At 72.3% G+C, this 25,076-nt stretch carries 24 protein-coding genes; 11 read left to right on the top strand and 13 right to left on the bottom strand.

The features are described from left to right. Nucleotides 1–217 precede the first annotated feature (217 nt). From UIS43_RS03470 to UIS43_RS03455, 4 genes are all read right to left on the bottom strand, one after another. Nucleotides 218–1,531 (bottom strand): multidrug effflux MFS transporter, encoded by a 1,314-nt coding sequence (locus UIS43_RS03470; RefSeq protein WP_013152992.1) that lies wholly within the window; start codon nucleotides 1,529–1,531, stop codon nucleotides 218–220. A 144-nt stretch (nucleotides 1,532–1,675) separates the two neighbouring features. Further along, the gene (locus UIS43_RS03465; protein WP_013152991.1) at nucleotides 1,676–2,113 is read right to left on the bottom strand and encodes a DUF3037 domain-containing protein; all 438 of its coding nucleotides are present in this window, start codon (nucleotides 2,111–2,113) and stop codon (nucleotides 1,676–1,678) included. Then, nucleotides 2,110–2,877 (bottom strand): HipA family kinase, encoded by a 768-nt coding sequence (locus UIS43_RS03460; protein WP_013152990.1) that lies wholly within the window; start codon nucleotides 2,875–2,877, stop codon nucleotides 2,110–2,112. Before UIS43_RS03460 ends, UIS43_RS03465 begins: the two co-directional genes overlap by 4 nt. Nucleotides 2,878–3,238: 361 nt before the next feature. Next, complete coding sequence (locus tag UIS43_RS03455) at nucleotides 3,239–3,958, bottom strand: hypothetical protein (protein WP_013152989.1); 720 nt, start codon at nucleotides 3,956–3,958, stop codon at nucleotides 3,239–3,241. Nucleotides 3,959–4,108: 150 nt separating this feature from the next. On the opposite strand from UIS43_RS03455, the gene UIS43_RS03450 reads away from it, so the two are divergent. The 5 genes from UIS43_RS03450 (at nucleotide 4,109) to UIS43_RS03430 (ending at nucleotide 8,813) form a co-directional block, all read left to right on the top strand. Next, entirely contained in the window at nucleotides 4,109–5,170 is a 1,062-nt protein-coding gene (locus UIS43_RS03450) for a MoxR family ATPase (RefSeq protein ID WP_013152988.1), read from the top strand. Between the two features lie 4 nt (nucleotides 5,171–5,174). Beyond that, nucleotides 5,175–6,143 (top strand): DUF58 domain-containing protein, encoded by a 969-nt coding sequence (locus tag UIS43_RS03445; RefSeq protein ID WP_013152987.1) that lies wholly within the window; start codon nucleotides 5,175–5,177, stop codon nucleotides 6,141–6,143. 82 nt (nucleotides 6,144–6,225) lie between these two features. After that, the gene (locus UIS43_RS03440; protein ID WP_013152986.1) at nucleotides 6,226–7,173 is read left to right on the top strand and encodes a VWA domain-containing protein; all 948 of its coding nucleotides are present in this window, start codon (nucleotides 6,226–6,228) and stop codon (nucleotides 7,171–7,173) included. 141 nt (nucleotides 7,174–7,314) lie between these two features. After that, nucleotides 7,315–8,049, top strand: a complete 735-nt coding sequence (locus UIS43_RS03435) for an HAD family hydrolase (RefSeq protein ID WP_013152985.1) — start codon at nucleotides 7,315–7,317, stop codon at nucleotides 8,047–8,049. Further along, the gene (locus tag UIS43_RS03430) at nucleotides 8,046–8,813 is read left to right on the top strand and encodes an NUDIX hydrolase (RefSeq protein WP_370012434.1); all 768 of its coding nucleotides are present in this window, start codon (nucleotides 8,046–8,048) and stop codon (nucleotides 8,811–8,813) included. Before UIS43_RS03435 ends, UIS43_RS03430 begins: the two co-directional genes overlap by 4 nt. A 177-nt stretch (nucleotides 8,814–8,990) precedes the next feature. On the opposite strand, the gene UIS43_RS03425 is transcribed toward UIS43_RS03430, so the two are convergent. Further along, the gene (locus tag UIS43_RS03425; RefSeq protein WP_013152983.1) at nucleotides 8,991–10,244 is read right to left on the bottom strand and encodes an erythromycin esterase family protein; all 1,254 of its coding nucleotides are present in this window, start codon (nucleotides 10,242–10,244) and stop codon (nucleotides 8,991–8,993) included. Nucleotides 10,245–10,302: 58 nt separating this feature from the next. On the opposite strand from UIS43_RS03425, the gene UIS43_RS03420 reads away from it, so the two are divergent. After that, nucleotides 10,303–11,124 (top strand): TioE family transcriptional regulator, encoded by an 822-nt coding sequence (locus UIS43_RS03420; protein WP_117198427.1) that lies wholly within the window; start codon nucleotides 10,303–10,305, stop codon nucleotides 11,122–11,124. Between the two features lie 88 nt (nucleotides 11,125–11,212). On the opposite strand, the gene UIS43_RS03415 is transcribed toward UIS43_RS03420, so the two are convergent. After that, entirely contained in the window at nucleotides 11,213–12,139 is a 927-nt protein-coding gene (locus UIS43_RS03415; protein WP_013152981.1) for an oxidoreductase, read from the bottom strand. A gap of 95 nt (nucleotides 12,140–12,234) precedes the next feature. On the opposite strand from UIS43_RS03415, the gene UIS43_RS03410 reads away from it, so the two are divergent. Next, entirely contained in the window at nucleotides 12,235–12,810 is a 576-nt protein-coding gene (locus UIS43_RS03410) for a TetR family transcriptional regulator (RefSeq protein WP_013152980.1), read from the top strand. A gap of 197 nt (nucleotides 12,811–13,007) precedes the next feature. On the opposite strand, the gene UIS43_RS03405 is transcribed toward UIS43_RS03410, so the two are convergent. Then, on the bottom strand, nucleotides 13,008–14,279 hold the full coding sequence (locus UIS43_RS03405) for an APC family permease (protein ID WP_013152979.1): 1,272 nt from the start codon (nucleotides 14,277–14,279) through the stop codon (nucleotides 13,008–13,010). A gap of 421 nt (nucleotides 14,280–14,700) precedes the next feature. Then, a complete protein-coding gene (locus UIS43_RS03400; RefSeq protein ID WP_013152978.1) occupies nucleotides 14,701–15,207 on the bottom strand; it encodes a dsRBD fold-containing protein in 507 nt (168 codons plus the stop codon). 140 nt (nucleotides 15,208–15,347) lie between these two features. On the opposite strand from UIS43_RS03400, the gene UIS43_RS03395 reads away from it, so the two are divergent. From UIS43_RS03395 to UIS43_RS03380, 4 genes are all read left to right on the top strand, one after another. After that, nucleotides 15,348–16,019: a class I SAM-dependent methyltransferase gene (locus UIS43_RS03395; RefSeq protein WP_013152977.1), complete on the top strand. Its 672-nt coding sequence runs from the start codon at nucleotides 15,348–15,350 to the stop codon at nucleotides 16,017–16,019. 123 nt (nucleotides 16,020–16,142) lie between these two features. Next, nucleotides 16,143–16,703: a TrmH family RNA methyltransferase gene (locus UIS43_RS03390; protein ID WP_370012431.1), complete on the top strand. Its 561-nt coding sequence runs from the start codon at nucleotides 16,143–16,145 to the stop codon at nucleotides 16,701–16,703. Nucleotides 16,704–16,941: 238 nt separating this feature from the next. Continuing rightward, the gene (locus UIS43_RS03385) at nucleotides 16,942–18,324 is read left to right on the top strand and encodes a hemolysin family protein (protein WP_013152975.1); all 1,383 of its coding nucleotides are present in this window, start codon (nucleotides 16,942–16,944) and stop codon (nucleotides 18,322–18,324) included. Next, entirely contained in the window at nucleotides 18,321–19,331 is a 1,011-nt protein-coding gene (locus UIS43_RS03380; protein WP_013152974.1) for a hemolysin family protein, read from the top strand. The genes UIS43_RS03385 and UIS43_RS03380 overlap by 4 nt, the downstream gene beginning before the upstream one ends. A 70-nt stretch (nucleotides 19,332–19,401) precedes the next feature. Here UIS43_RS03380 and UIS43_RS03375 read toward each other — a convergent pair whose 3' ends face one another. From UIS43_RS03375 to UIS43_RS03355, 5 genes are all read right to left on the bottom strand, one after another. Next, nucleotides 19,402–19,617, bottom strand: coding sequence for a YbdD/YjiX family protein (locus UIS43_RS03375; RefSeq protein ID WP_013152973.1), 216 nt, complete (start codon nucleotides 19,615–19,617; stop codon nucleotides 19,402–19,404). Between the two features lie 3 nt (nucleotides 19,618–19,620). Continuing rightward, nucleotides 19,621–21,837: a carbon starvation CstA family protein gene (locus UIS43_RS03370; protein ID WP_013152972.1), complete on the bottom strand. Its 2,217-nt coding sequence runs from the start codon at nucleotides 21,835–21,837 to the stop codon at nucleotides 19,621–19,623. Nucleotides 21,838–22,233: 396 nt separating this feature from the next. Continuing rightward, complete coding sequence (locus UIS43_RS03365; RefSeq protein ID WP_013152971.1) at nucleotides 22,234–22,662, bottom strand: organic hydroperoxide resistance protein; 429 nt, start codon at nucleotides 22,660–22,662, stop codon at nucleotides 22,234–22,236. Between the two features lie 65 nt (nucleotides 22,663–22,727). Then, nucleotides 22,728–23,195, bottom strand: a complete 468-nt coding sequence (locus UIS43_RS03360; RefSeq protein WP_013152970.1) for a MarR family winged helix-turn-helix transcriptional regulator — start codon at nucleotides 23,193–23,195, stop codon at nucleotides 22,728–22,730. Between the two features lie 138 nt (nucleotides 23,196–23,333). Beyond that, entirely contained in the window at nucleotides 23,334–24,881 is a 1,548-nt protein-coding gene (locus UIS43_RS03355; RefSeq protein ID WP_370012427.1) for an aldehyde dehydrogenase family protein, read from the bottom strand. Between the last annotated feature and the right edge of the window lie 195 nt (nucleotides 24,882–25,076).

The following is a 25,076-nucleotide window of genomic DNA, read 5'->3' as shown; positions in this document are numbered from 1 at the left end:
CACTCATCCTCTTGCCGCATCGGAAGACAGGCCGAACAGGCCCACCTCAATCGGGGGATTGCGACCTACTGTGCCCATTTCCCCACCACACGGCAACCCGGAACGCAGACCCGCAACGCCCCAGCACACACCACGGCCACGACCCACCCGGCCCGGCACCCCCAGGGCCCCGGCACACCCCACCCACAGCGCCCGGGCCCACACCACCGAAAAACACTCACCGCACCTTCGTGCGCACCGACCACACATACGCCAGCAGCGACAGCACCGCCACCGACACCATCACCACCGCCATACTCACCAACGACGGCTCACCCGTCTCCGTCAGCCCCGCCAGCGACGCCACACCACCGCCCAGCGCGAACTGCAACGCACCCATCAACGCCGAAGCCGTACCCGCCACCGCGGCCGGCTGCCCGTCCAGAGCCGTCACCGTCGCGTTCGGCATGATGAAACCGACACTGAGCATCATCAGCGCGAGCAGCGCCACGACCATCCACAACTGGGCCACACCCAGCACCGCCAGCGCCGCCAACACACCCACCGAGGCAAGAGCCAGCACCAGACCCATCCCCAGCCGCCGCAGCGTCTCCACACGACCCACCAGGAAACCGTTCAGCTGCGTACCCGCCATCATCCCCAGCGCGTTCACCGCGAACAGCCCCGCGTACAACTGCGGCGAGACACCGAACTCCGTCTGCGACACGAACGAGAACGCCGACACGTACGTGAACAACATCCCGAAACTGAGCCCCATCGTCAGCACCGGACCCACAAAACGCGGCTGACGCAGCAGACCACCCACCGTCACCACCAACTGACGCGGACCCTGCCGACGACGGTCCTGCACCGGCAGACTCTCCGGCAGCCACACCAACACCAGCACAAAGCTCAGCGCCGACATCACCGCCAGCACCCAAAAACTCAACTGCCACGGACCCACCAGCAGCAACTGCGCACCCGCCAACGGAGCCAACAGCGGAGCCAGCATCATCACCAGCGCCAGACGCGAGAAGAACCGCACCGCGTCATCACCCGCGAACAGGTCACGCACCACCGCACGACCGATCACCGCACCCGCGGCACCGGCCACACCCTGCACGAACCGCAGCACGATGAACAACGTCACGTCCGGCACGAACACGCACAGCACCGACGTCACCGTGAACAGGGCCACGCCCACCAACAGCGGACCACGACGCCCCACGGCGTCGCTCAACGGCCCGATCACCAGCTGACCCACGGCCAGGCCCAGCATCATCGCCGTCAGCGTCAGCTGGATCTGCGCCTCACTCGTCCCCAGATCCCGCGTGATCTGGGGGAAGGCCGGAAGGTACATGTCGGTCGCCAACGGCCCGGTCGCCGTCAGCACACCCAGCACCAGCACCAGCAGCGCCACCGACTTGCGCGAGGGCGTCCAGCGCTCACCCGCCTCCGGCTCGGGGGCGGGGGAAGAAACCGGGACAGGGGAAGAGGACCTCTCGACCGCCTCCCGGTCAGGGACCGCGGAGGGGGAGTTCGGGGACTGCACAGGCACTCCAGTTCAGGAACGGGAAAAGCGCCGGAAGGAAGAACCCCGCCGACGACGGACACTTCCATCCCAACATCCCGACCCCGCGGATCGCCTCCTCTTTATCCCCCAGAACGCCTGTGATGTCCGTTACGACCCGAACGGTTACCTTACGAGCCGGTCCAGCAACCGCACGACCTCGCCCTCCGGATCCTCCGTCAGACCACCGTGGATCGGCCCCGGCTGCACGATCGTGCTCCGCGGAGCCGTCAACCACCGGAACCGCTGACCGGGGCGCTCACGACCGGCCGCACCCGCCCCCGCGCCACCACGGCACATCACCTCCACCGCCTCCAGCGCACGCCGCACACCCGCCACGTCCGCCTCAGCGTCCACCGCCAGCAACCGCCGCTCGTCCAACGCCGAACGAGCGCCCAGGAACCCCCGCTCCTGGCAGTACACGATCACCCCGGCGTTCACACACTCACCGCGCTCCAACCGCGGCACCACCCGCAACAGCGCGTACTCGAACACCGCACGCTCACGCCGCTCACCCACACGACCGGTCGTCACCGCGTCGCTGTAACGCCTCGGGGCGCTCATCCCGTCACCTCCGGCAGCCAGGAACGCTCGGCCACCCGGGCCAGCAGGTACCGCACATACGCCGCACGCACATCCCCGGGACCGTCGAACCCGGGCTCGTCCACCAGCCACTCGTCCGGCACCAACTCCACCACACGGCGCAGCAGACCCTCGTCCACCAAGGGCGCCAGGTCCGCGTCCGCGGCGGCCAGGTCCGGCGACGCACCCGACAGCACGTGGTCGGAGGCGTCGTAGGGGCGGTGCACGAACCGGTCGGCGTTGGCCCAGTTGTGGTGGAAGATCAGCGTCGCACCGTGGTCGATCAGGTAGGGGCGCCCGTGCCACAGCAGCATGTTCGGGTTGCGCCAGGACCGGTCCACGTTGCCGGTCAGCGCGTCGAACCACAGCACCCGCCCGGCGAACCCCCGGTCCACCTCGAAGGTCAGCGGATCGAAGCCCAGCGAACCGGGGAGGAAGTCCATCCCCAGGTTGAGCCCGCCGCTGGCCTTGAGCAGCTCCTGCACCTCGGGATCGGGCTCGCTGCGGCCGATCACCGCGTCGAACTCCGCCGTGACCAGCTCCGGAACGGGCAGCCCCAGGGCGCGGCCCAGCTCCCCCGCGACGACCTCGGCCACGAGCGTCTTGCGCCCCTGCCCCGCCCCGAGGAACTTGACCACGTACATCCCCAGGTCGTCGGCCTCGACCAACCCCGGGAGCGAACCTCCTTCGCGCAGCGGCAGCACGTACCGCGTCGCGACCACCTTTCTCAGCACGCGGACCAGCATAGGCAGCGCACGGAGCGCTCGCGCACCGCCGCCTCGACGGGTCCGTCGCTGAGCCGGACGCACGGGGCCGCGGCCCGCCGCCCCTCCACCGCACCGGAACCGCCTCCCGCCATCGCCGCTAAAGGACGCTGAACACGTTCTAGGCAACGTCCCCGTCCGCCGCGACACGCCGAGCGGCTTTCAAAAGGGAGACCTGTGAGGAGGGTGCGGCGTAGCCGCGCGATCTCGTCTTTCTCTTCTTTTTTCTTTTTCAAGAAAAGAACCACCACCTTTACGACGTAGATTTTTAACAGGAACAAGGAAGGGGCCCGGCGCCGAAACCGGACCCCTCACGCGTTTTCCGAGCCGCACGCTTCCCCCGCTAGAGGTTGTCCTCGGGGTCGTCGCCCCACTCGCCTCCGCCCTCCCCCGGCGTGGGCATGACCGGCGTCGGCTCCGCTCCCCCGTCCTCACCGTCCCCCTCCCCCGGGAGCGTCCCCGGCCCCTGCGGGCTCTCCGGGCTCTCCTGCGCCTCGGGGGGCTGCGCCGGGCTGGGCATCTCCGGCGGCGGGAACTGGAGCATCCACCAGTACAGCAGCGACACCAGCAGCAGGATGAGCACCAGCACCAGGCCCAGTCCGCCGATCAGCCACCAGTTGCTCTCCCCCGCCGCCACGGCGCTGTCCCTGCGCCCGGCCCAGGGCGCCCACCGCACCGAGACGGGGCCGCGTGAACCCGCCCAGTGCGGCATCACGACCGGGCCGCGCGCGGCCGCCCTGCCCGAGCGCGCCGCCACCTTGAGGAAGTCCTCCGCCGCCGCGCCCGTCCCGTCGTGGGCGAGGGCCACCCACAGCGCCGAGCGCCCGTCCGTGCGGGCCGCGACCACGTCGGGGCTGCGGCGCACCGCCTCGGCGAACCGCTCCCGCGCGCCGCCGTCACCCGCGGCGCCGGAGTCGAGCACGGCGACGCTCACCTGGTTCCCGGACCCGTCCCTGCCCAGGTAGACCACGCCGAGGGAGGAGTCGCGCACCCGCCCCAGCAGGCGGTAACCGCCCAGTTGACGTGGATCACCCTCGTTCAGCCCCATCGTGGGAACCGCCATGTCATCCCCCTTGCCCTCCACTCCGGCCGTCCGCTTCGCCGCGTTGTGTACCGGACTGGTGCCCGCGAAACGGGTAGTGTCACCACAGGTGAGTGATCCACAACCTATCCGGTGCCCCCGCGTCGGGGCTCCCTGCTAGGAAGGCGGCACATGGCAGAGAGCGGAAACGGCTCAGCGCCCTCCGCGGGCCCGGACAGCGCTCCGGGTGAACCGACCCGGCTGCTGCGCGCCGCGCTGCACGAGGTGTCCAGGGTGATCGTGGGCCAGGAGCGCATGGTGGAGCGCTCCCTGATCGCCCTGGTCGCGGGAGGGCACTGCCTGATCGAGGGCGTACCCGGAATCGCCAAGACCCTGGCGGTGTCCACCCTGGCCAAGGTCACCGGGGGTTCGTTCGCCCGTGTGCAGTTCACCCCGGACCTGGTGCCCTCCGACATCGTCGGCACGCGCATCTACCATCCCTCCACCGAGCAGTTCGACGTGGAGCTGGGGCCGGTCTTCGCCAACTTCGTGCTCGCCGACGAGATCAACCGGGCCCCGGCCAAGGTGCAGTCGGCCCTGCTGGAGGTCATGGCCGAGCGGCAGGTGTCCCTCGGCGGGACCACCCACCCGCTCCCCTCCCCGTTCATCGTCATCGCCACACAGAACCCGGTGGAGTCCGAGGGCGTGTACCCGCTGCCGGAGGCCCAGCGCGACCGGTTCCTGATGAAGGTCAACGTCCGCCATCCGCGCGCGCACGAGGAGATGGAGATCCTGCGCCGGATGTCGACCACCCCGCCCACCGCGCACCAGGTGCTCGACCCCGTCACCCTGAGCGAGCTGCAGTCCGACGCCCAGCGCGTCCACGTCCACCAGCTCATCGCCGACTACGTGGTGCGGCTGGTCATGGCCACGCGCGAGCCGGAGAACCACCAGATGCCGGACCTGCGCCAGGTGCTGGAGATGGGGGCCAGCCCCCGTGCCACCCTGGGGCTGGTCTCGGCCGCCCGGGCCCTGGCCCTGCTGCGCGGGCGCGACTACGTGCTCCCCGACGACGTGCGGGTGCTCGCCCACGACGTCATCGCCCACCGCCTGGTGCTGACCTTCGACGCCCTGGCCGACGGGATCACCGCCGAACAGGTGGTGGACCGCATCCTGTCGACCGTGCTGGCGCCGCGGGTGATCTGGGACGAGCCGCCCAGCGGGGAGACCGCCTCCTTCGCCTCCGCGAGGTGAGCCGGTGAACGCACCCGCCATCGGTACCGACCCCCGGCTGCGCGCCGCGCTGCGCCGTCTGGACCTGCGCATCGTGCACCGCCTGGAGGGGCTGCTGCACGGTGAGCACCTCGGGCTGCGCCTGGGGCCCGGCTCGGAGGCGGCCGAGGCGCGCCTGTACCAGCCGGGCGAGGACGACGTGCGGCTCATGGACTGGTCGGTGACCGCGCGCACCGACACCCCGCACGTGCGCGACCTGGTCGCCGACCGTGAGCTGGAGAGCTGGACCCTGCTGGACCTGTCGCCGAGCATGGACTTCGGCACGGGCCTGCGCTCCAAGCACGAGGTGGCGGTCGGGGCGATGGTCGCGGCCAACCTCCTCACCCAGCGGGTGGGCGACCGCTTCGGCGCCCACTTCCTGCACCGGGGCACGATCCGGCGCTGGCCCGCGCGTTCGGGCAAGGAGGCCCTGCTGGCGCTGTTGGCCACGGTGGCCGCGGCGCCGACCGGTGACGAGCGCGAGCCCTCGCCGCACCGGGCGTCCCTGGCAGACGCCATCGGTGACCTGGTGCGGGTGCGCCGCAGGCGCGGCCTGCGGGTGGTGATCTCCGACTTCCTGGACACCCCCGCCTTCGGCGGCGAGGTGACCTGGGAGCGCCCCCTGCGCCAGTTGGCCGCGCGCCACCAGGTGCTGGTGGTGGAGGTGATCGATCCGCGCGAGCTGGACGTGCCCGAGGTGGGCGACGTGACGCTGCGCGATCCGGGCACGGGCATGGTGCGCGACGTGCGGCTGACGCGGGCGGTGCGCGAGCGCTACCGTCAGGCGGCCGAGGGGCAGCGCCGCGCGGTGCGCGACGCGCTGCGCCGGTGCGGGGTGCACCACCTGATGCTAAGGACGGACCGGGACTGGGTACTGGATACGGCACGCTTCGTTATCCACCAGAGGCGTACCGCGCACCACCTGGCCCGCCACACTCCGGGAACGCCCCGGTGAGCGCGGCGGGCCCCACCGAGGAACCGAACGAGGGCGCGGGCGCGGACCCGCGGGACAGAGCCGAGGCACGGGGGATTGAGTCATGACCTTCCTGGAGCCCCAGAGGTTGTGGTGGCTGCTCCTCGTCGTCGTACTGGTCGCCGCGTACGTGTTCGCGCAGACCCGGCGGCGCGAGTACACGATGCGCTTCACCAACCTGGCGTTGCTGGACCAGGTGGCGCCGCACCGCCCGGACGTGCGCAGGCACGTGCCGGCGGTGCTGTTCACGGTGACGATCGGGGTGCTGATCGCCTCGATGGCGCTGCCGGCGATGCCGGTGCAGCAGCCGCGTGAGCGGGCGACGATCATGGTGGCGGTGGACGTGTCGCTGTCGATGGCGGCCAACGACATCGACCCCAACCGGCTGGAGGCGGCCAAGAAGTCGGCCCAGGGGTTCGTGGAGACGCTGCCGGACCGGTTCAACGTGGGCCTGGTGGCCTTCTCCTCGACGGCGACGGTGGTCTCCTCCCCCACCCATGACCACCAGGCGGTGATCGGCTCGATCGAGAACCTCCAGCTGGGTCCGGGCACGGCGATCGGCGAGGGGGTGTTCGCCTCGCTGGAGTCGATCAGCAGTTTCGACGAGGACGCGGACGTGGACCCGCCGCCGTCGGCGATCGTGCTGCTCTCGGACGGGGAGAACACCAGTGGCCGCGACATCTCGCAGGCCGTGGCGATGGCGGCGGAGCAGGAGGTCCCGGTCTCCACGATCGCGTTCGGCACGGGCGCGGCGATGATCGAGATCGACGGCTACCAGGTGCCCGCCGACATCGACAAGGAGGCGCTGCGCGGTCTGGCCTCGGACACCGGGGGGCACTTCTACGAGGCGGAGAGCGAGACGGAGCTGGACGAGGTCTACGAGGACATCGGCTCGTCGCTGGGCACCGAGCTGGTGCACGAGGAAATCGTCACACGTTTCGTGCTGGCGGCGATCGTCCTGGCGATGGCCACCGCCGTGACGTCACTCCTGTGGTTCCAGCGGCTCCCGTGAGCGGGAGGGGGTCCGCGGACCCCCTCCCGCACGGGCCTCGGGTGACGTGGGCCACATCCCTTTAGGTGGGGTTTACACCGTTCCTGTTATGTCCACGGGTTAGCGTGGGCATGTTTTGTCCTGCCCATCACATGAGGAACGATGCCGAACACACCCGCAGTGCCGACGGCGATCTGCTTTGACCTGGACGACACCCTGATCGACGATCTCGCCGCGTCGTCCACGGGGCTCCGCGCGGTCATGGACCGGCTCGGCCACCCGGACTTCGGAGCAGCCCGCAGTCTGTGGGACGTGCAGACCGAGATCTCCTTCGGTTCCTACCTGCGCGGACGCCTGAGCCTGGAGCAGCAGCGCCGCGAGCGGATCCGGGCCCTGGCCGTCCAGGCCGGTCACCCCGACCTCGCCGACCAGCACTGCGACGAGTTGTACCGGATCTACCTGGAGGCCCACCGCTCGGCGTGGCAGGTCTTCCCCGACGCGATCCCGGCGCTGAACGCGCTGGCCTCGGCCGGATACCGCCTGGCCGTGGTGACCAACGGCATCGAGTCCCTCCAGCACGCCAAGCTCCAGTCCATGGAGCTGGCCCCCTACTTCCACGCCGTGGTGTGCACCGACACGGTCGGAACGGGCAAGCCGGACCCGCGCATCTTCCACACCGCCGCCCAGCGCCTGGGTGTGGACCCCACCGCGTGCTGGCACGTGGGGGACCAGATCCAGGCCGACGGCGTGGGCGCCGCGGCCGCGAGCATGCGCCCGATCATGATCGACCGCCGGGGCCACCAGCGGTTCGAGTCGGTGACCACCATCGCCAACCTGGACGAACTGCTGCGTCTGGTGGGCCTGCCCAGCGCGACCCCCGCCGCCGGATCGCTGTGACCGCCGCCTCCCCGGGCGCTCCGGGACGGCGCGTCACCGCGCACCTGGTCACCGCCGGTGCGCCCGCGGTGCTCGGGGGTCGCGTGCTGTTCGGCCAGGACCCCGCGGACGTGGCCCGCGGCCTGGGCGGCCTGGCCCCGGACGCTCCCCTGCGCGCGCTGGACGTGCTCACCGAGCTGGCGTCCGCGCCCGGCGGCGCCCCGCTGCACATCGACCGGGTGGTGTTCGCAGGAGTCGGGGCGGAGGCCTCCTGGCCCTCGGCCGCGGGCGCCGGTCTGCGGCCCTCCCCCGCCGAACTGGCCGTGGAGGAGGCCGCGCCCGAGAACGGGCTGACGCCGCTGCGCCGGTTCGCCTCCTACGGGATCGTCACCGACCCCGACGGCAACGTGCTGCTGAGCCTGATCGCCGAGGGGTTCCCCGGCGCCGGGACCTGGCACCTGCCGGGCGGCGGCGTGGACGCGGGCGAGGACGTGCGGGCCGCGCTGCGCCGCGAGGTGGTCGAGGAGACCGGCCAGGACGGCCTGGTCGGGGAGCTGGTCACCGTGTCCAGCCACCGCCGTGAGGGCTCCGGCGGCCACGACATCTACGCGGTGTGGGCGTTCTTCCGCGTCCTGGTCCGCGACCCGGGTCCGGCCCGGGTACTGGAGGAGAACGGCTCGACCGCCGACGCGCGCTGGTTCGCCCCCGGTGAGGTCGCCGGGCTGCGGCTGTCCACCACGGCCCGGCGCGGTCTGGCCTACCTGGGCCTGTCCGGCACGGCCTGAGCCCTCGGCCGGGCACCGGCTCCCCTGCGGTGCCCGCACAGGACCGACGCGGACGCCGTGATCTCGTATCCGTCGCGACAGCCGTTTGGCAGCAAGGCGGCCGAACACGCCACAGGTACAGGATCACCGCAGGTGGGAGCCTCGTGCGTCGCACCGGCGCCCCCTCCGGGCGGGCCGTCAGCCCTGCCGGAGGTCCCTGACGAACACGATCCCGTCGCTGTCGGCCAGACGGGCCGGATCGAGCGGGGCGTAGCCGAACCAGGGGGACACACGGGGTGCGGGGATCGCGCCGTCCAGGTCCGCGGCCAGCCGGGGCGCGTCGACCACGCAGCGCTCCTCCCCGAGGGCGTACAGGAGGCCCTCGACGCTGTCCGGGGGCGGGGTGTCCACGCCCCGGTGCCGGATCGTGCCCACGGCCGTGGCCAGGAAGGCGTACTCCTGCCCCAGGCGGGCGCCCGCGATCGCCCCGGCGCCCCACCAGTCCAGCGGCGGCCCGCCCATCCGCATCGTGCTCATGCCGCGCTGGAGGTGGGAGTTGTGGGCGTGGACCAGCACCGGGCCCCGCTCGGCGAGGGCGAAGAGGTTGTCGGCCATCATCTGGTCGCGCAGGCCCAGCAGCCGCGTCATCCGGCTCGGTGAGGTGTCGACCGTCATGCCCAGGTCCTCCAGCCGCGTCATGCGGCGCGAGGAGGTGTCGGCCATCCAGAAGTGGTAGCGCAACAGGCCGGTGGCGGTGCGCCCGTACAGGCGCGCCCGGTCCCAGTCCTCGCGCGAGGTCGCCGAGACCAGGCGCGGCGTGTGCGCGTCGAGCAGCGCCGCCAGGTCGTCGGCGAGCATGCGCAGCTCCCGGACGTCGTCCGAGCGCCCCACGGACTCGGCCGGGTCCAGCATCGCGTCGGGGTTGGTCCACCGCGCGTCGTCGCCGACCAGGCGGTCCAGCGTCCGCGCGTCGCACGGGAGCTGGTCCGCCTCCACCCAGCGCGCGAGGTAGTCGTGGAGCGCGGTCAGGGCCCGCCGGGGGCTCTGGGCGCCGGTGACCTCCAGCGGGCCGTCGAAACCGGCGAAGCGCACCTGTTCGGCGGCGGGCCTGCCGTCGTTGTGGGCGCGCATCCAGCGTACGAGTTCGCGGTTGGCCGCCGACGCGCCGAGCCCGTGGCTGAACCCGTGCTCCATGGCCTCGTCGAGGGTGCCCGTGCCCGAGGTGACGTACGCGTCCACGGCCAGGCCCGCCAGACAGTCGCTCTCGACGGCGATCGTCCGGTAGCCCTCCTGCTCGACGAGCTGGCGGAAGAGCCCGTTGCGCAGGTCCAGCAGGGCGTCCTCCCCGTGGGTGGGCTCGCCCAGGGCGAGCAGTCGCGGCCGGGCCGGGAGCAGCCCCATGGCGGCCGCGGCCTCGAAGGTGTGTGCGGTGATCGTGGTGCCAGTGTCCATACCTTCGACGGTATCGTTGAAGTAACGGTTGAGAGTTTTTCGGTACAGCGGCGGGGATATGGCTAAGAACCTTCAAAGCGGTGATCGGCTCAGGCCGATCGACCTGGCGCGCGGGCACGGCCTGTCCACGCAGGCGGTCAGGAACTACGAGGAGGACGGGATCCTTCCGGCGGCCGACCGCACGCGTCACGGCTACCGCACCTACACTCCGCTGCACGCGCGGGCCCTGAGCGCGTTCGTGGCCCTGGTACCCGGCCACGGCCACCAGGGGGCGGCCTCGATCATGCGGGCGGTGAACGGGGACCGGGCGGATGAGGCGCTGCGCCTCATCGACGAGGGCCACGCCCAGCTCCTGGACGACCGGCGGACCCTGCGGGCCGTGGAGGAGGCGCTGCGCGGCCTGGAGACCGGCGCGCGGTCCCGGTCCGCCGACCGGATCGAATCCGGCGGGCGGACCAGCTCCGGTGGGCGGGCCGGGGCGGCTCCACCCCCACGACCGGCCAAGGAGCCCGGGACGGCCGGGGCGGCGGAGCCCGACGCCACGTTCATCGGACCGCTGGCGGGCAGGCTCGGCGTCCGGCCCGCGACGCTGCGCGCCTGGGAGCGCGCCGGGCTGGTGCGTCCCCGCCGCGACCCGAGGACCGGGTACCGCGTCTACGGCGGGGCCGACGTGCGCGACGCCCTGCTGGTCCACCAGCTCAGGCGGGGCGGTTACCTGCTGGAGCAGATCGCCCCGCTGATCGCCCAGGTGCGCTCGGCCGGCGGGCTGGAGCCGTTGGAGGGCGCGCTGCGCGACTGGCGCGCCCGGCTGTCCGCGCGCGGGCGGGCGATGCTGGCCGGGGCCGCCGAGCTGGAGGCGTACCTGCGAGAACGCGGTTGAGGCCCCGGCCGCCGGCCGGAGTGCGCCGCGAGAGCGGCGGCGCCGTCGAGCACGGGGAGCCGCCCGGCCGCACCGTGCGGCGCGGGGGTCAGGTCCGCGGGACCGGGAACGCGACCCCGGTCAGCCGTTCGCTCTCACGCCACAGCCGGGAACCCTGCTCGGGACTGTCGGCCCCGGCGGGCAGGGGGGTCGGCTCGGGGGTCCCGGAGGTCTGGTCCCGTCCGGCGGGACCGAGGAAGGCGCCGTTGGCGGCCGCGGCGTGGGTCGCGCCGTACAGGGAGGGCCAGGCGGCGCCCTCGGGCGAGCCCATCAGGGTGCGCGCGGCCAGGGCGACGAACAGCCGCCCCGCCCGCCCCGTGGACGTGTGGCGCTGCAGGTTGGTGACGGCCGACCCCGGGTGCACGGCCAGGGCGCGGTGCGCGCTGCCGTCGAGGCGGCGGGCGAGTTCCCGGGTGAAGACGATGTTGGCGCGCTTGGACTTGGCGTACGCGCCCATCGGGCGGTAGCGCTGTTCGCTCATCAGGTCGGTGAGGTCGCCTGAGCGCCAGGTGGCGGCGATGGCGCTGACCGTGACGATCCGCGCGGCCGCCGAACGCGTCAGGGCGGGCATCAGATGGGCGGTCAACGCGAAGTGGCCGAGGTGGTTCGTGCCGACGGTCAGTTCGAGGCCGTCACGGGTGGTGCGGCGTTGGGGGACGTTCATGACTCCGGCGTTGTTGACGAGGATGTCGATCGTCTCCTCGGCGGCGAGCGGGGCCGCCGCGTCGCGGATCGCGGCCAGGTCGCCGAGGTCGAGCTCCACGGTCTCCAGACGCGCGCCGGGCACGTCGCCGCGCAGGCGGGCGGCGGCTTCGGCCAGCGCGTCCGGACGGCGCCCGGTGAGCAGGACACGGGCGCCGTGCCGGGCCAGGGCCCGGGCGGTGCGGTAGCCGATGCCGCTGTTGGCGCCGGTGATCAGAGCGGTCCGGCCGTCGAGCGGCGGAATGTCGGCGGGAGTCCAGTGCTGCGCGGTCATCACACACCTATTAAATGAATGTTCATTTATCAAGCTCAGCATGCTCGCCCGAGCCGGGTTTGTCAAATGAACGTTCATTAAGGGAGGATGGAGGCATGGCAACGCGCGATCCCGACCGCAAACGGCAGCAGTTGATGGAAGCGGCCCTGGCCGAGTTCGCCGAGTACGGCGTGGCCGGCGCCCGGGTGGACCGGCTCGCCAAACGCGCCGGTATCAGCCCCGGCCTCGTGTACTCGTTCTTCGCCGGAAAGGAGGGCCTGTTCGAGGCCGTCCACGAGGCGATCGTCGAGCAGACGGTGGGCGCCGTGCCCATCGACGCCGACGACCTGCCCGGATACGCCGGCCGCCTGCACGACGCCGCGGCACAGCACCCGCAGGTCATGCGGTTCCTCACGTGGTACGCGCTCGAACGCGCCGAACGACCGGTCTCCGAGATCGTCGCCCGCTCCGTGGACGAGAAGATCACGGCCATCGAGGCGGCACAGCGGAGCGGCACCGTCAGATCCGACAGACCGGCCGGTGAGATCCTCGCCCTGGTCCTGACGCTGGCCAACATGTGGCAGCACCGCACCGAGGACGTCAGCCACCTCGTCACCGACGCGCAGCGACGCACTATCATCACCGACGCCGTACGCCGCCTGGTCGCACCGGAGGAGTCCCCTCGTGGTTGACCGCGCCACGGCGGCCCGCCGGCGGGGCTGACCGCCTTCGGGGTCACGGGTCGGGTCCGCTCCGGCCACACCAGCGCACCGGCCGCGACCGGAGCGGCGCTACGTGTTCGTCGCCGAACGCGGTGCCTTCGGCCGCGCCTTCACCGCGGAGGAACCCGCGCCCCCCTTCCGGGCTGGCGTGTTCCCCGCCCGCACTCCTAGAAGCGCAGGTCGAAGCGCTCGCGCAGCCACCACAGCCCGGCTCCCACCGCCAGGACCGCCATGCCGGTGATGACCGTGGGCAGCGGCAGGCTGCACGCCAGCACGACGCAGCCGCCCAGCCCGGTCAGCGGCACCAGCAGCGGCGGGCGGGGCTCGTCGGGGCCCAGGCGCAGCGCCGAGGCGTTGGTGATGGCGTAGTAGACCAGCACTCCGAAGGCGGAGAAGGCGATCGCGCCGCGCAGGTCGGTGACCAGGACCAGGGCGATGACGACGGCGCCGACCAGCAGCTCGGCGCGGTGGGGCACCCCGTGGCGCTCGTGGACCGAGGCCAGGGAGCGGGGCAGGTGTCCGTCGGCGGCCATCGCGGCGGTGGTGCGCGAGACCCCGAGGATGAGGGAGAGCAGGGCCCCCAGGCTGGCCACGGCCGCGCCCGCGACCACCACGGGGGCCAGCCAGTCGAACCCGGCCACCCGGACGGCGTCGACCATCGGGGTGTCGGTGGTGGACAGGCGCTCGCGGCCCAGCACGATCAGCAGTCCGGTGCCGATGACGAGGTAGAGCGCCAGCACGCCGCCCAGGGAGATGTTGACCGCGCGGGGGATCGTGGTCTGGGGGTCGCGGACCTCGCCGCCCAGGGTGGCCACCCTGGCGTACCCGGCGAAGGCGAAGAAGATCATCCCGGCCGCGCCGAGCACACCGAAGGAGCCGGGCCAGGGCCCCAGGCCCTCCACCTGGGCGACGGCGGCCAGGCGCCCGCTGAGGAGCATGGCAACGCACACGGCGGCCAGGACGGCCAGGACCGCGGCCAGCAGGATCTTGATCACCATCGTGGAGCGCTGGATCCCGCGGTAGTTGAGCGCGGTGAGCGCGACCACGGTGGCCGCCGCCAGGGCCTTCTCCCAGCCGGGGAGGAGGTAGGCGCCGAAGGTCAGCGCCATGGCCGCGCAGGAGGCGGTCTTGCCGACCACGAAGGACCAGCCCGCCAGGTAGCCCCACAGGTCGCCCAGGCGCTCGCGGCCGTAGACGTAGGCGCCGCCGGACTCGGGGTGGCGGGCGGCGAGCCTGGCCGAGGAGACGGCGTTGCAGTAGGCGACGATCCCCGCGATGAGGATGGCCACGGGCAGCCAGGCGCCCGCGCCGAGCGCGGCCGGGGCGAAGACGGTGAACACCCCGGCGCCGAGCATCGCGCCCGCGCCGATGGCGACGGCGTCGACGGTGCCCAGGACGCGGGCGGGTCTGGCCTGGGGGCCGGAGGAGGAGGTGGTCAACGGGGTCTCCCTTGCGTGAGTACTCCCGGCTCGCGCCGGGCGGCAACGCTCCCTTCCCCGGACGCCTCCGGTAAAGCACAGCGGTACCTCGGGACGTGACGGCGGACCTCGTGTGCCCGGCTGGCGCACCCTCCCCCCGTCGCGTCCTGACCGGACACGACGCGGGGTCCCGGCGCTTCGGGGGCCGGGGCTCGGCTGCGCCGCCGGGGCGGCGGTCGTGTCCGACTTCCGAGTGTGCCCGATCCCGGTGACCACCGGGAGCAGTCCGGCCATGACGAAGGTGGCCGGTATCGGTCCGTACGGTGTCCACGCGGTGGCGCGGGACGCCCCGGCGCAGCGCGGCGGGCCCGGAACGGCCCCCGCCGTTCCGGGCCCGCGCCCGCTCCCGTCCCCCGCGGTCGGCCGCGGGGCCGCCACCGGTTCAGGTGGGGCGCCAGGGCGTTCCGGTGTTGTCGGTGATGTCCTCCGCCGCGACCTGACGGAGCTGGCGCGAGAGGTCGGACAGGGCGCGCGAGACCGCGAGCTCCTCACCGATCTCGGGGACGTCCAGGTCCGTGGGGTGCTTGCGGGCCATCCCGTGGCCCCGCAGCGCCGTCCCGTCGTCGGCGACCAGGCCGACCTCGGCCCAGGTGCGCGCGCTGTCGCCCTCGTTCTCCTCGGCGACGACGACGTCGACGTTCCAGCGCTTGGTCGTCTGCATGGCATCGGCCCCCTCTGCGTTGGCGCCCGTGCAGCCGGGCGGGTGTTCGATGTGCGCGTCCGGACCCGGGTAGACCAGGTCGTCGTGGCCCTGTTCGGCGCCGGCCCAGTGGACCCGGTAGGGGGGTTCCCCGTCGGATCCCCCGACGCCGGTGACGACGCCCGTCCTGCGGTGGGCGTCGGCGCGCGGGCTCTCGACCACCAGCTGGTCCCCTACGTGTGCTCGCATGGGTTCCCCCGCAAACGTCGGATACCTCCATCTTCGGCACCCCGGCGCCCCACGGCGCGGGGGTTGGGCCTTTGTTGGCGTGGGACTGGGAGGTTTTTGCCGTGTGCCGTGGTCGGGGCCGCCCCTGGTAGCGTCACGGCGTGGCTCAGCACTACTTCGACTCCGATCCGGGCGCCGCCAGCCGCCCCTCCACCGCCGACCTGGTCCTGCCGGACCTGCACCTGCGGCTGCGCACCGACCGTGGCGTGTTCTCCCCCGACAAGGTCGACCTCGGCACGCGGGTGCTGCTGGAGTCGGTCCCGCCGCCGCCCGAGGGCGGGCGCCTGCTCGACCTGGGCTGCGGCTACGGGCCCATCGCGCTGACGATGGCCTCGCGCGCGCCGGGGGCGCGGGTGCTGGGCGTGGACGTCAACGCGCGGGCCGTGGGGCTGGCGCGGCGCAACGCCGCCGAGCACGGGCTGGACAACGCGCGGTTCGCGGTGGTGGAGCCCGAGGGCGGGCTGTCGGTGGAGCGGGGCGCGTCCGGGGAGGGCGCGCCAGCGCGGGACGACGTGACCGCCCAGGACCTGCTGGGCCCCTTCGACGCGGTGTGGTCCAACCCGCCCATCCGGGTGGGCAAGGGCGTGCTGCACTCCATGCTGCGCACGTGGCTGGGGCGGCTCACCCCCGAGGGCGTCGCCCACCTCGTGGTCCAGCGCCACCTGGGCTCGGACTCGTTGCAGAAGTGGCTGGACGAGCAGGGCCTGCCCGCCGAACGGGTGGCCTCCCGAGCGGGTTTCCGGGTGCTCGCGGTGCGCCGTTCCGTGGCTTGACGCGGCTTTTGCCGTGGTGTGTCACGGGTCATGCGTGCGCCCACGCACGGTGACCTGTACTCTGTGGCGAACAGATGGCCTCCGGGACCAGCCCGGGAACACCCGCCGAGGAAAACACCGCAGTTGAGCACGCAGTTGCGTCCCACGGACGTCAAACGCCTGAACCGCCAGTGGCGCAGGCGCACCGAGGGGCGACTCGCCCTTCTCGTCGAATCGGTCACCCAGCCCTACAACCTGGGCTCGATCCTGCGCACGGCTGCGACCTTCGGTGTCGACCAGCTCTGGTTGACCGGCAACAGCGCCGACCCCGACGACCCCAAGGTCGGCAAGACCGCCCTGGGCACCGCCGCCAAGGTCGAGCACATCCGGATGGCCTCCACCGCCGACGCCCTGGCCGCCGCACGCGCGGACGGGTACCGGGTGGTCGCGGTCGAGCTGGCCTCCGGCGCGCTCCCGCTGCACGCGGCTCCCCTGGAGCCGGACGTGTGCCTGGCCGTGGGCGCCGAGGACCACGGATGCTCCCCCGCCCTGCTGGCGGGCGCGGACGCCGTCACCTACGTTCCCCAGATCGGACGGGTGGGATCGCTCAACGTGGCCGTGGCCACCGCGATCGCGCTCTCCGAGGCCCGCCGCCGGGAGTGGGCCGGGCTCGGCGGGGAGGCCGACGCCCCCGCCGGGAGCTGACCGCTCCGAAACATCCGCCGCCGGGGAACAACCGCCCCAGGCCGATCGTCTTTATTCCTGGTAGTCACATATCACCACAAAGCGCAACAGGCGCAGAGAGAGGAACAGTGGACCCGTCCCGAAGTACCGGCAGCGTCCTGAACGGACGCTGCGACACAGACGACGAGCCCCCTTCTACGAAGGGTGCGCACCCTCGTAGGAGTCCGAGCCCGAAGCGGAACCAGGCGGTGCGTGCCCGATGATGAGCACCATCCTCAGTATCGCCTTCGGGATCGTGGTGGTCTTCCTGATCACCGTGGCGACGGGTTACTTCGTCGCCCAGGAGTTCGGTTACATGGCCGTGGACCGCTCGCGACTGCGGGCGAAGGCGGCGGCCGGGGACGCCGGGGCCCAGAGGGCCCTGGGCATCACCAACCGGACGTCCTTCATGCTCTCCGGTGCCCAGCTGGGCATCACCGTGACCGCCCTGCTGGTGGGTTACGTGGCCGAGCCCATGATCGGCGAGGGCGTCGGTGAGCTGCTCGGCCTCGCCGGAATCCCCACGGGGACGGGCGTGGCCATCGGCACCGTCCTGGCCCTGCTCTTCTCCACCGTCGTGCAGATGGTCTTCGGAGAGCTCTTCCCCAAGAACCTGGCCATCGCCCGGCCCGAGCCGGTCGCGCGCTGGCTGGCGCTGTCCACGGGGATCTACCTGAAGATCTTCGGCCCGGTCATCTGGCTGTTCGACCAGGCGGCGATCCTGCTGCTCAAGGCGGTGCGGATCGAACCGGTCGAGGACGTCCAGCACGCGGCGACCGCGCGCGACCTGGAGAGCATCATCGCCGAGTCCAAGGCCAGCGGCGACCTGCCGCCGGAGCTGTCCACCCTGCTGGACCGCACCCTGGACTTCCACGAGCGCACCGCCGGACACGCGATGATCCCGCGTCCGGAGGTGGCCACGGTGGAGGAGGGCGACCCGGTCAGCCGGGTCGTGGAGCTGATGGCCTCCGACCACTCGCGCTTCCCGGTGCTGGGTGACGGCGTGGACGACATCGTCGGCGTCATCTGCCTGCGCGACGTGCTCGCGCTGGGCGACCGGGACCTGGCCAACACCAAGGTCAGCGAGGTGGCGCGGCCCACCGTGATGCTTCCCGCGTCGCTGCCGCTGCCCTCCGCGCTGAGCCAGCTGCGCGAGGCGGGCGAGGAGTTCGCCTGCGTGGTGGACGAGTACGGCGGCCTGGCCGGGGTCATCACGACCGAGGACCTGGCCGAGGAGCTGGTCGGCGAGATCGCCGACGAGCACAGCCCCGCGGAGGAGTCCCCCTCCTACCTGGAGGGCGAGGGCTCCTACCTGGTCCCGGGCGCTCTGCACATCGACGAGGTCGAGCGGCTGCTCGGCCACGACCTGCCCGAGGGGGACTACGAGACCCTGGGCGGTCTGGTGGTGCACGAGCTGCACCGGCTCCCCGAGGCCGGTGACAGGGTCTCCATCGCCCTGCCCCGACCGCCCAGCGCGCACGACGAGGACCCCGACATGGGGCTGACCATGGTCGTCAGCGCGGTGCAGAGGCACGTTCCGCACACCGTGGAGCTGCGTCTGCACGAGGTGCAGGGCAACGAGTCGCAGGAGGCGTCGGCATGAGTGACATGAACGTGTGGGTGGCGCTCGCGCTGACCGCGGTGATCATCGCGCTGAGCGCCTTCTTCGTGGCGATCGAGTTCGCCCTGGTGGCGGCGCGCCGCTACCGGCTGGAGGAGGCCGCCGAGTCCAGCTTCTCGGCACGGGCCGCGGTCAGGAGCGCCCGCGACCTGTCGCTGCTGCTGGCCGGTTCGCAGCTGGGGATCACCCTGTGCGCCCTGGCGCTGGGCGCGATCTCCAAGCCCGCCGTCCACCACATGCTGGAGCCGCTGTTCGGCGGCCTGCCGGCGGCGGTGGGCTACGTGGTCTCGTTCGTGCTGTCGCTGATCGTGGTGACCTTCCTGCACCTGGTGGTGGGTGAGATGGCGCCCAAGTCCTGGGCGATCTCGCACCCGGAGAAGTCGGCGATCATGCTGGCCGTGCCGATGCGGGCGTTCATGTGGTTCACCCGTCCGCTGCTGCTGATGCTCAACGGCATGGCCAACTGGTGCCTGCACCGGCTGGGCGTGGAGGCGGTGGACGAGATGTCGTCCGGGCACGGTCCCGACGACGTGCGCGAGCTGGTGGAGCACTCGGCCAAGGCCGGTGCGCTCGACCCCGAGCGCCGCGCCCAGCTGGCCACGGCGCTGGAGGTCAACTCCCGTCCGCTGAGCGAGATCGTGACACCGCGCGAGGAGATCGCGTCGGTGTCCCCGAACTCGACGGTGGACGACATCAAGCAGGTGTCGCGGGAGTCCACGCACCTGCGCCTGGTGGTGATGGACGGCACCGAACCCGTGGGCGTGCTGCACGTGCGCGAGGCGCTGACGGGCCCGGAGGGGACCACCGCGGCCGACCTGATGCGGCCGGTGCTCACCCTGGCCGCGGAGACGCCGATGTACGCGGCGATGGGCATCATGCGGGAGAGCCGCAGCCACCTGTCCCTGGTGGAGACGGACGGCGAGGTGATCGGCCTGGTCACCCTCCAGGACATCCTGGACCGCCTGCTGCTGCTGGACACGGCCGCCTGAGCGGGGCCGTGAGGCCGTGAGGGGCCGGGAGGGGGATCCCCCTCCCGGCCCCTCGTGTGTGTGCGCGTGTTCAGCAGCAGCGCGACCCCGGGTCGGTGTCGCCCCGGTCCACGTGCTGGCGCCAGAAGGCGCGCTCGCTCATGGGCTCCTGCCCGGGGTGCGTGCGCCGGTGGTGGTCGAGGTAGATCTCGTAGGCGCGCTCACCGGCCACGCCGCGGACGATCTGCCACGCCTCGCGCAGGCCCCGCAGCAGGGCGGGGCCCAGCCGCGCGCGTACCCGCTCCATGGGCTACTCCTCCCTGCGCGCGGTGACGTCGCCCTCCCCCGCCGGGGCCAGTCGGCGGGCGTGCTCACGCTCCTCGCGGGTGGGCACCAGCCCCGAGGGGGCCCACAGCCGGGACGTCTCGTGGGGCGCCTCGCTGGTGGGCAGCGTGCCCTCCGGCGCCCGCAGCGCCCTGATCCACACCCGGACCGAGTCGACCAGGATGATGAGGACCAGGATCGCGAACAGCGCCGACAGGACGCCGTTGACGGTGGTGTTGAGCACGACCCTCTGCATGTCCTCCACGCCCTGGATGGCGCCCACGCTCGTCTCCCCCGCGGCCAGGGCCTCGGAGAACTGCTGGCGCTGGGCGAAGAACCCGATGGCGGGGTCGGAGGAGAAGATCTTCTGGTAGCTGGCGGTCAGCGTGACCGCCGCGTCCCAGGCCAGCGGCACCAGGGTCACCCAGGCGTACTTGGCGCGTCCGGACTTGATGATCAGCGTGGTGCACACCGCCAGGGCGATCGCCGCCAGGAGCTGGTTGGCGATGCCGAACAGCGGGAAGAGCTGGTTGATGCCGCCCAGGGGGTCGTTGACCCCGGCCCACAGGAAGTAGCCCCACGCCCCCACGATCAGGGCGCTGCACAGCCAGGCGCCCGGGCGCCAGCTGGGGTCGCGCATGGGCTTGTAGACGTTGCCCAGGGTGTCCTGGAGCATGAAGCGGCCCACCCGGGTGCCCGCGTCCACGGTGGTGAGGATGAACAGCGCCTCGAACATGACGGCGAAGTGGTACCAGAACGCCATCATGGCCTGGCCGCCGAAGACCGCGGAGAAGATCTGCGCGGCGCCCAGGGCGAACGTGGGGGCCCCGCCGGTGCGGGCCAGGATCGACTCCTCGCCGATCAGCTCGGCGGTGCGCTCCAGGGTCTGGGCGTCGACGGTGAAGCCGAGCTGGCTGACCGCCGCGGCGGCGCTCTGGACGGTGTCGCCCAGCGCGGTGGCGGGCATGTTCATGGCGAAGTACACGCCGGGGTCGATGATGCAGGCGGTGATCAGCGCCATGATCGCCACGAACGACTCCGTGAGCATGGAGCCGTAGCCGATCATCCGGACCTGGCTCTCCTTCTCGATGAGCTTGGGCGTGGTGCCCGAGGAGATCAGCGCGTGGAAGCCCGACAGGGCGCCGCAGGCGATCGTGATGAACACGAACGGGAACAGCGACCCGGCGAAGACCGGCCCCTCGCCGTTGAAGGCGAAGTCGGTGAAGCGCGGCAGCCGCAGGTCGGGGGCGACGATGAGGATGGAGGCGGCCAGGAGCACGACCACGCCCACCTTCATGAAGGTGGACAGGTAGTCGCGGGGGGCCAGCAGCAGCCAGACCGGCAGGACCGAGGCGACGAAGCCGTAGACGATCAGGCCGAAGGTGAGCTCGTTCTTGCTGAAGAGGAAGAGCTCGCTCAGCACGGCGTGCTCGGCCACCCAGCCGCCGCCCACGATGGACAGCAGCAGCAGGACGACGCCGATGGCGGAGGTCTCGATGACCTTGCCGGGTCTGAGGAACCTGAGGTAGACGCCCATGAACAGGGCGATCGGGACCGTCATGATGAGCGAGAACGAGCCCCAGGGGGACTCGGCCAGCGCGTTGACCACGACCATGGCCAGGACGGCCAGCAGGATGATCATGATCGCCATGACGGCGACGAGGGCGGCGACGCCGCCCACCGGGCCGATCTCCTCGCGCGCCATCTGGCCCAGGGAGCGGCCGTTGCGGCGGGTGGAGAAGAACAGCACCACCATGTCCTGGACGGCGCCGGCGAAGATCACGCCGACGATGATCCAGATGGTGCCCGGCAGGAAGCCCATCTGTGCGGCCAGCACGGGGCCCACGAGCGGACCGGCGCCCGCGATGGCGGCGAAGTGGTGGCCGAACAGCACCCGGCGGTCGGTGGGGTGGTAGTCGGCGCCGTTGTCGAGCCGCTCGGCCGGGGTGGCCCGCGTGTCGTCGGTGATCAGCACCTTGTACTGGATGAACCGGGCGTAGAAGCGGTAGCCGATGGCGTAGGAGGCCAGGGCGGCGAAGACCAGCCAGGCGGCGGAGACCTCCTCTCCGCGGCCGATGGCGATCATGCCCCAGGCGACGGCGCCGACGAGGGCGACGGCGGTCCAGACGGCGATGCTGCGGGGCGTCCACCGCGGCCGGGGGGACCCGGCCTCCGCTGGGCCGCGGGTCGGGACAGAGGACATCCGTTCCTTCTCTCTTCGTGGCTTCGGGGCTCCGGTCGGGTCGGGGACCGCCGGACGCCTGTCACTCAGGGCCAGCTGTTTGTAACAAGCATCACAAAGGAATCGTTTTTATCACATAGGCCGCACCACGGGAACTTTTCGGAGGAGGTGCGGCCCAGCGGTCGTCCCCGGCCCCGGACATGCCGAGGGGGGAGGGCGCGGTGCGCGCCCTCCCCCCTGGTCGGGGTGCCCTCGGGGCTGGAGGGGTGTCGGAGGCGGATCGGCGGGGCGGGACCGCGCCGCGGGCGCCGGTGGGGAGCGGCGGCCGCCTCGACGCGGGGCGCGCCCGCGAGCGGTGGCGGGCGGACAGGACGGAGCCCCCCGGGGATGTCCTCGGGGGGCTCCGCGCAGGTGTCGCTAGGCGGTCTTGGCCGTCAGGGTCACCTCGATGTTGCCGCGGGTGGCGCGGGAGTAGGGGCACATCTGGTGCGCGCCCTCGACCAGCTCCTCGGCCTTGGCCTGGTCCACGCCCGGGATGGTGACGGTCAGCGCCACGGCCAGGGCCATACCGTCGTCGGCCTTGCCCAGGCTGACCTGGGCGTCGATGGTGGAGCCGTCGACGTCGACCTTCTCCTTGCGGGCGACGGCCTTGAGGGCGCCGTGGAAGCAGGCGCCGTAGCCGACCGCGAAGAGCTGCTCGGGGTTGGTGCCGGGGCCGTCGTCGCCGCCCATGCCCTTGGGCACGGACAGGTCGACCTCCAGGCGGCGGTCGTCGGTGCGACCGGTGCCCTTGCGGCCCTCTCCGGTGACGGTGGCGTTGGCGGTGTACATCACGTCGTAGGCCATGGTTGCCTCTCTCCTTCGTGGTCCGTGATCGGTGTGGTGGTACGGGTGGGGGCCCGCGGTCCCGTTCAGCACGGGCTGTGCCTGCGGGAGGCGGTCTCCACCGAACGCGTGAGCAGGCCGAGCGCCTCCTGCAACTCCCGGGCCCGCTCCCGGGGCAGCCCGGCCGAGCACATGACCCGTTCGGGGACCTCCTCGGCACGTGCGCGCAGCGCGTCGCCCTTCGGGGTGGCCGAGACCTCGACGACGCGCTCGTCGGTGGAACTGCGTTCGCGGGTCAGGAGCCCGGCGCACTCCAGGCGGCGCAGCAGCGGCGAGAGCGTGCCCGAGTCCAGGTGCAGGGCCCGGCTGAGCTCCTTGACGGTGAGCGTTCCGCGCTCCCAGAGCACGAGCATGACCAGGTACTGGGGGTAGGTCAGTTCCAGGTCGCCCAGCAGTTCCCGGTAGAGCCCGGTCATGGCCCGGGAGGCCGCGTAGAGGGAGAAGCACAGCTGGTTGTCCAGGGCGAGGGGGTTCTCCCCTTGCTCGTCGGCCACGGTGTTCCCTCCTGCGCGTGCGGAACCGTTCGGTGGGCACCACCGTAACAGAATTAAGTTGCACGCAACATGATCGTGCGCAACTTTTTTGGTGTGTCGCGGGTGCCCGCGCCCGGCCGGGCGCGGGCACCGGGGCCCTCAGAGGAAGCTCACGCCCTGGGCCAGCGGCAGCTCGCCGCCGTAGTTGACCGTGTTGGTCGCCCGGCGCATGTAGGCCTTCCAGGAGTCCGAACCCGACTCGCGGCCGCCGCCGGTGTCCTTCTCCCCGCCGAAGGCGCCGCCGATCTCCGCGCCGGAGGTGCCGATGTTGACGTTGACGATCCCGCAGTCCGAACCGGCCGCGGACAGGAACCGCTCGGCCTCGGACTGGTCCTGGGTGAAGATCGACGACGACAGCCCCTGGGGCACGCCGTTGTGCAGCTCCACCGCCTCCTCCAGCGTGCGGTAGGGCATCACGTACAGGATCGGCGCGAAGGTCTCCTCGCGCACGACGGCGGTCTGGCCGGGCATGCGCACCACCGCGGGCTCGACGTAGTAGGCGTCGGCGGCCTCCTCCTCCAGGACCCGGGCGCCGCCGACCAGCACCTGGCCGCCCTCGGCCGCGGCGCGCTCCAGCGCCGAGCGCATCGCGGCGTACCCGCGCTCGCCCACCAGCGGACCCACCAGCGTCGACTCCGCGAAGGGGTCGCCGACGCGGTCGCGCAGCTGCTTGTAGGCGTCCACGATCCGCCGGGTGACCTCCTCGGCCACGTCCTCGTGCACGATGAGGCGGCGCAGCGTCGTGCAGCGCTGACCCGCCGTGCCCGCGGCGGAGAAGACGCTGCCGCGCACCACCAGGTCCAGGTCGGCGGAGGGGGCCACCACGGCCGCGTTGTTGCCGCCCAGTTCCAGCAGGTAGCGGCCCATGCGGGCGGCCACCCGGGGCGCCACCTCGCGGCCCATGGCGGTCGATCCCGTGGCCGACAGCAGGGCCACCCGGGGGTCGTCGGCCAGGGCCCGGCCGATCTCGCGGCCGCCCAGCACGACCCGGTGCAGACCCCGGGCGGGCGCGCCGACCTCCTGCGCCGCGCGCATGAGCAGGCCGTGGCAGGCCAGCGCGGTGAGCGGGGTCAGCTCCGAGGGCTTCCAGACCACGGTGTTGCCGCACACCAGGGCCACGCACGTGTTCCACGACCACACCGCCACGGGGAAGTTGAAGGCGGTGATCACGCCGACCACGCCCAGCGGGTGCCAGGTCTCCATGAGCCGGTGGCCGGGCCGCTCGGAGGGCATGGTGCGCCCGTACAGCTGCCGGGACATGCCCACGGCCAGGTCGCAGACGTCGATCATCTCCTGGACCTCGCCCAGGGCCTCGGAGCGGATCTTGCCCGCCTCGATGGTCACCAGCTCGGCCAGGTCGGCCTTGTGCTCGCGCAGCAGCTCGCCGAGCCTGTGGACGAGCTGCCCGCGCACCGGGGCGGGGGTGTCGCGCCAGGCGGCGAAGGCCTCCCGGGCCTCGGTGACGGCCTGCTCGACGTCGGCGGCGGACTCGTGGCCCAGGGCGAAGAGCTCCCGGCCGGTGATGGGCGACCTCGCCGCGCCGCCGGCCCCGGCCGGTTCCTGGGGCGCGGCGACGCGGCACCGGTCCAGGGCGGCCCGCGCGCGGTCGGCGAGGGAGGCGGTGGTGGGGAGGGCGGAAATCGGCATGTGCTGCTCTCTCCGTTGAGAGGAACGGGCGGTCACCTCACACCCTGCCAAGTCCGACCCCGCCGGTCCAGCCCCCGTGTCTCGTCGGCCGGACGCGCCGGACACGCCGTCCCCGGGGCGGTCGCGGGCGGCGTTAGACTCGGCTGGCCCCTCCCCCGGCGGCCCTCCCGACGCCCCTGAGACGGACAGCGACCC

It is taken from the genome of Nocardiopsis sp. LDBS0036, assembly GCF_041228755.1.
Classification (GTDB): domain Bacteria; phylum Actinomycetota; class Actinomycetes; order Streptosporangiales; family Streptosporangiaceae; genus Nocardiopsis; species Nocardiopsis dassonvillei.
The sequence above is the reverse complement of the archived record's forward strand: the minus strand, read 5'-3'. Positions and strand labels throughout refer to the sequence as shown.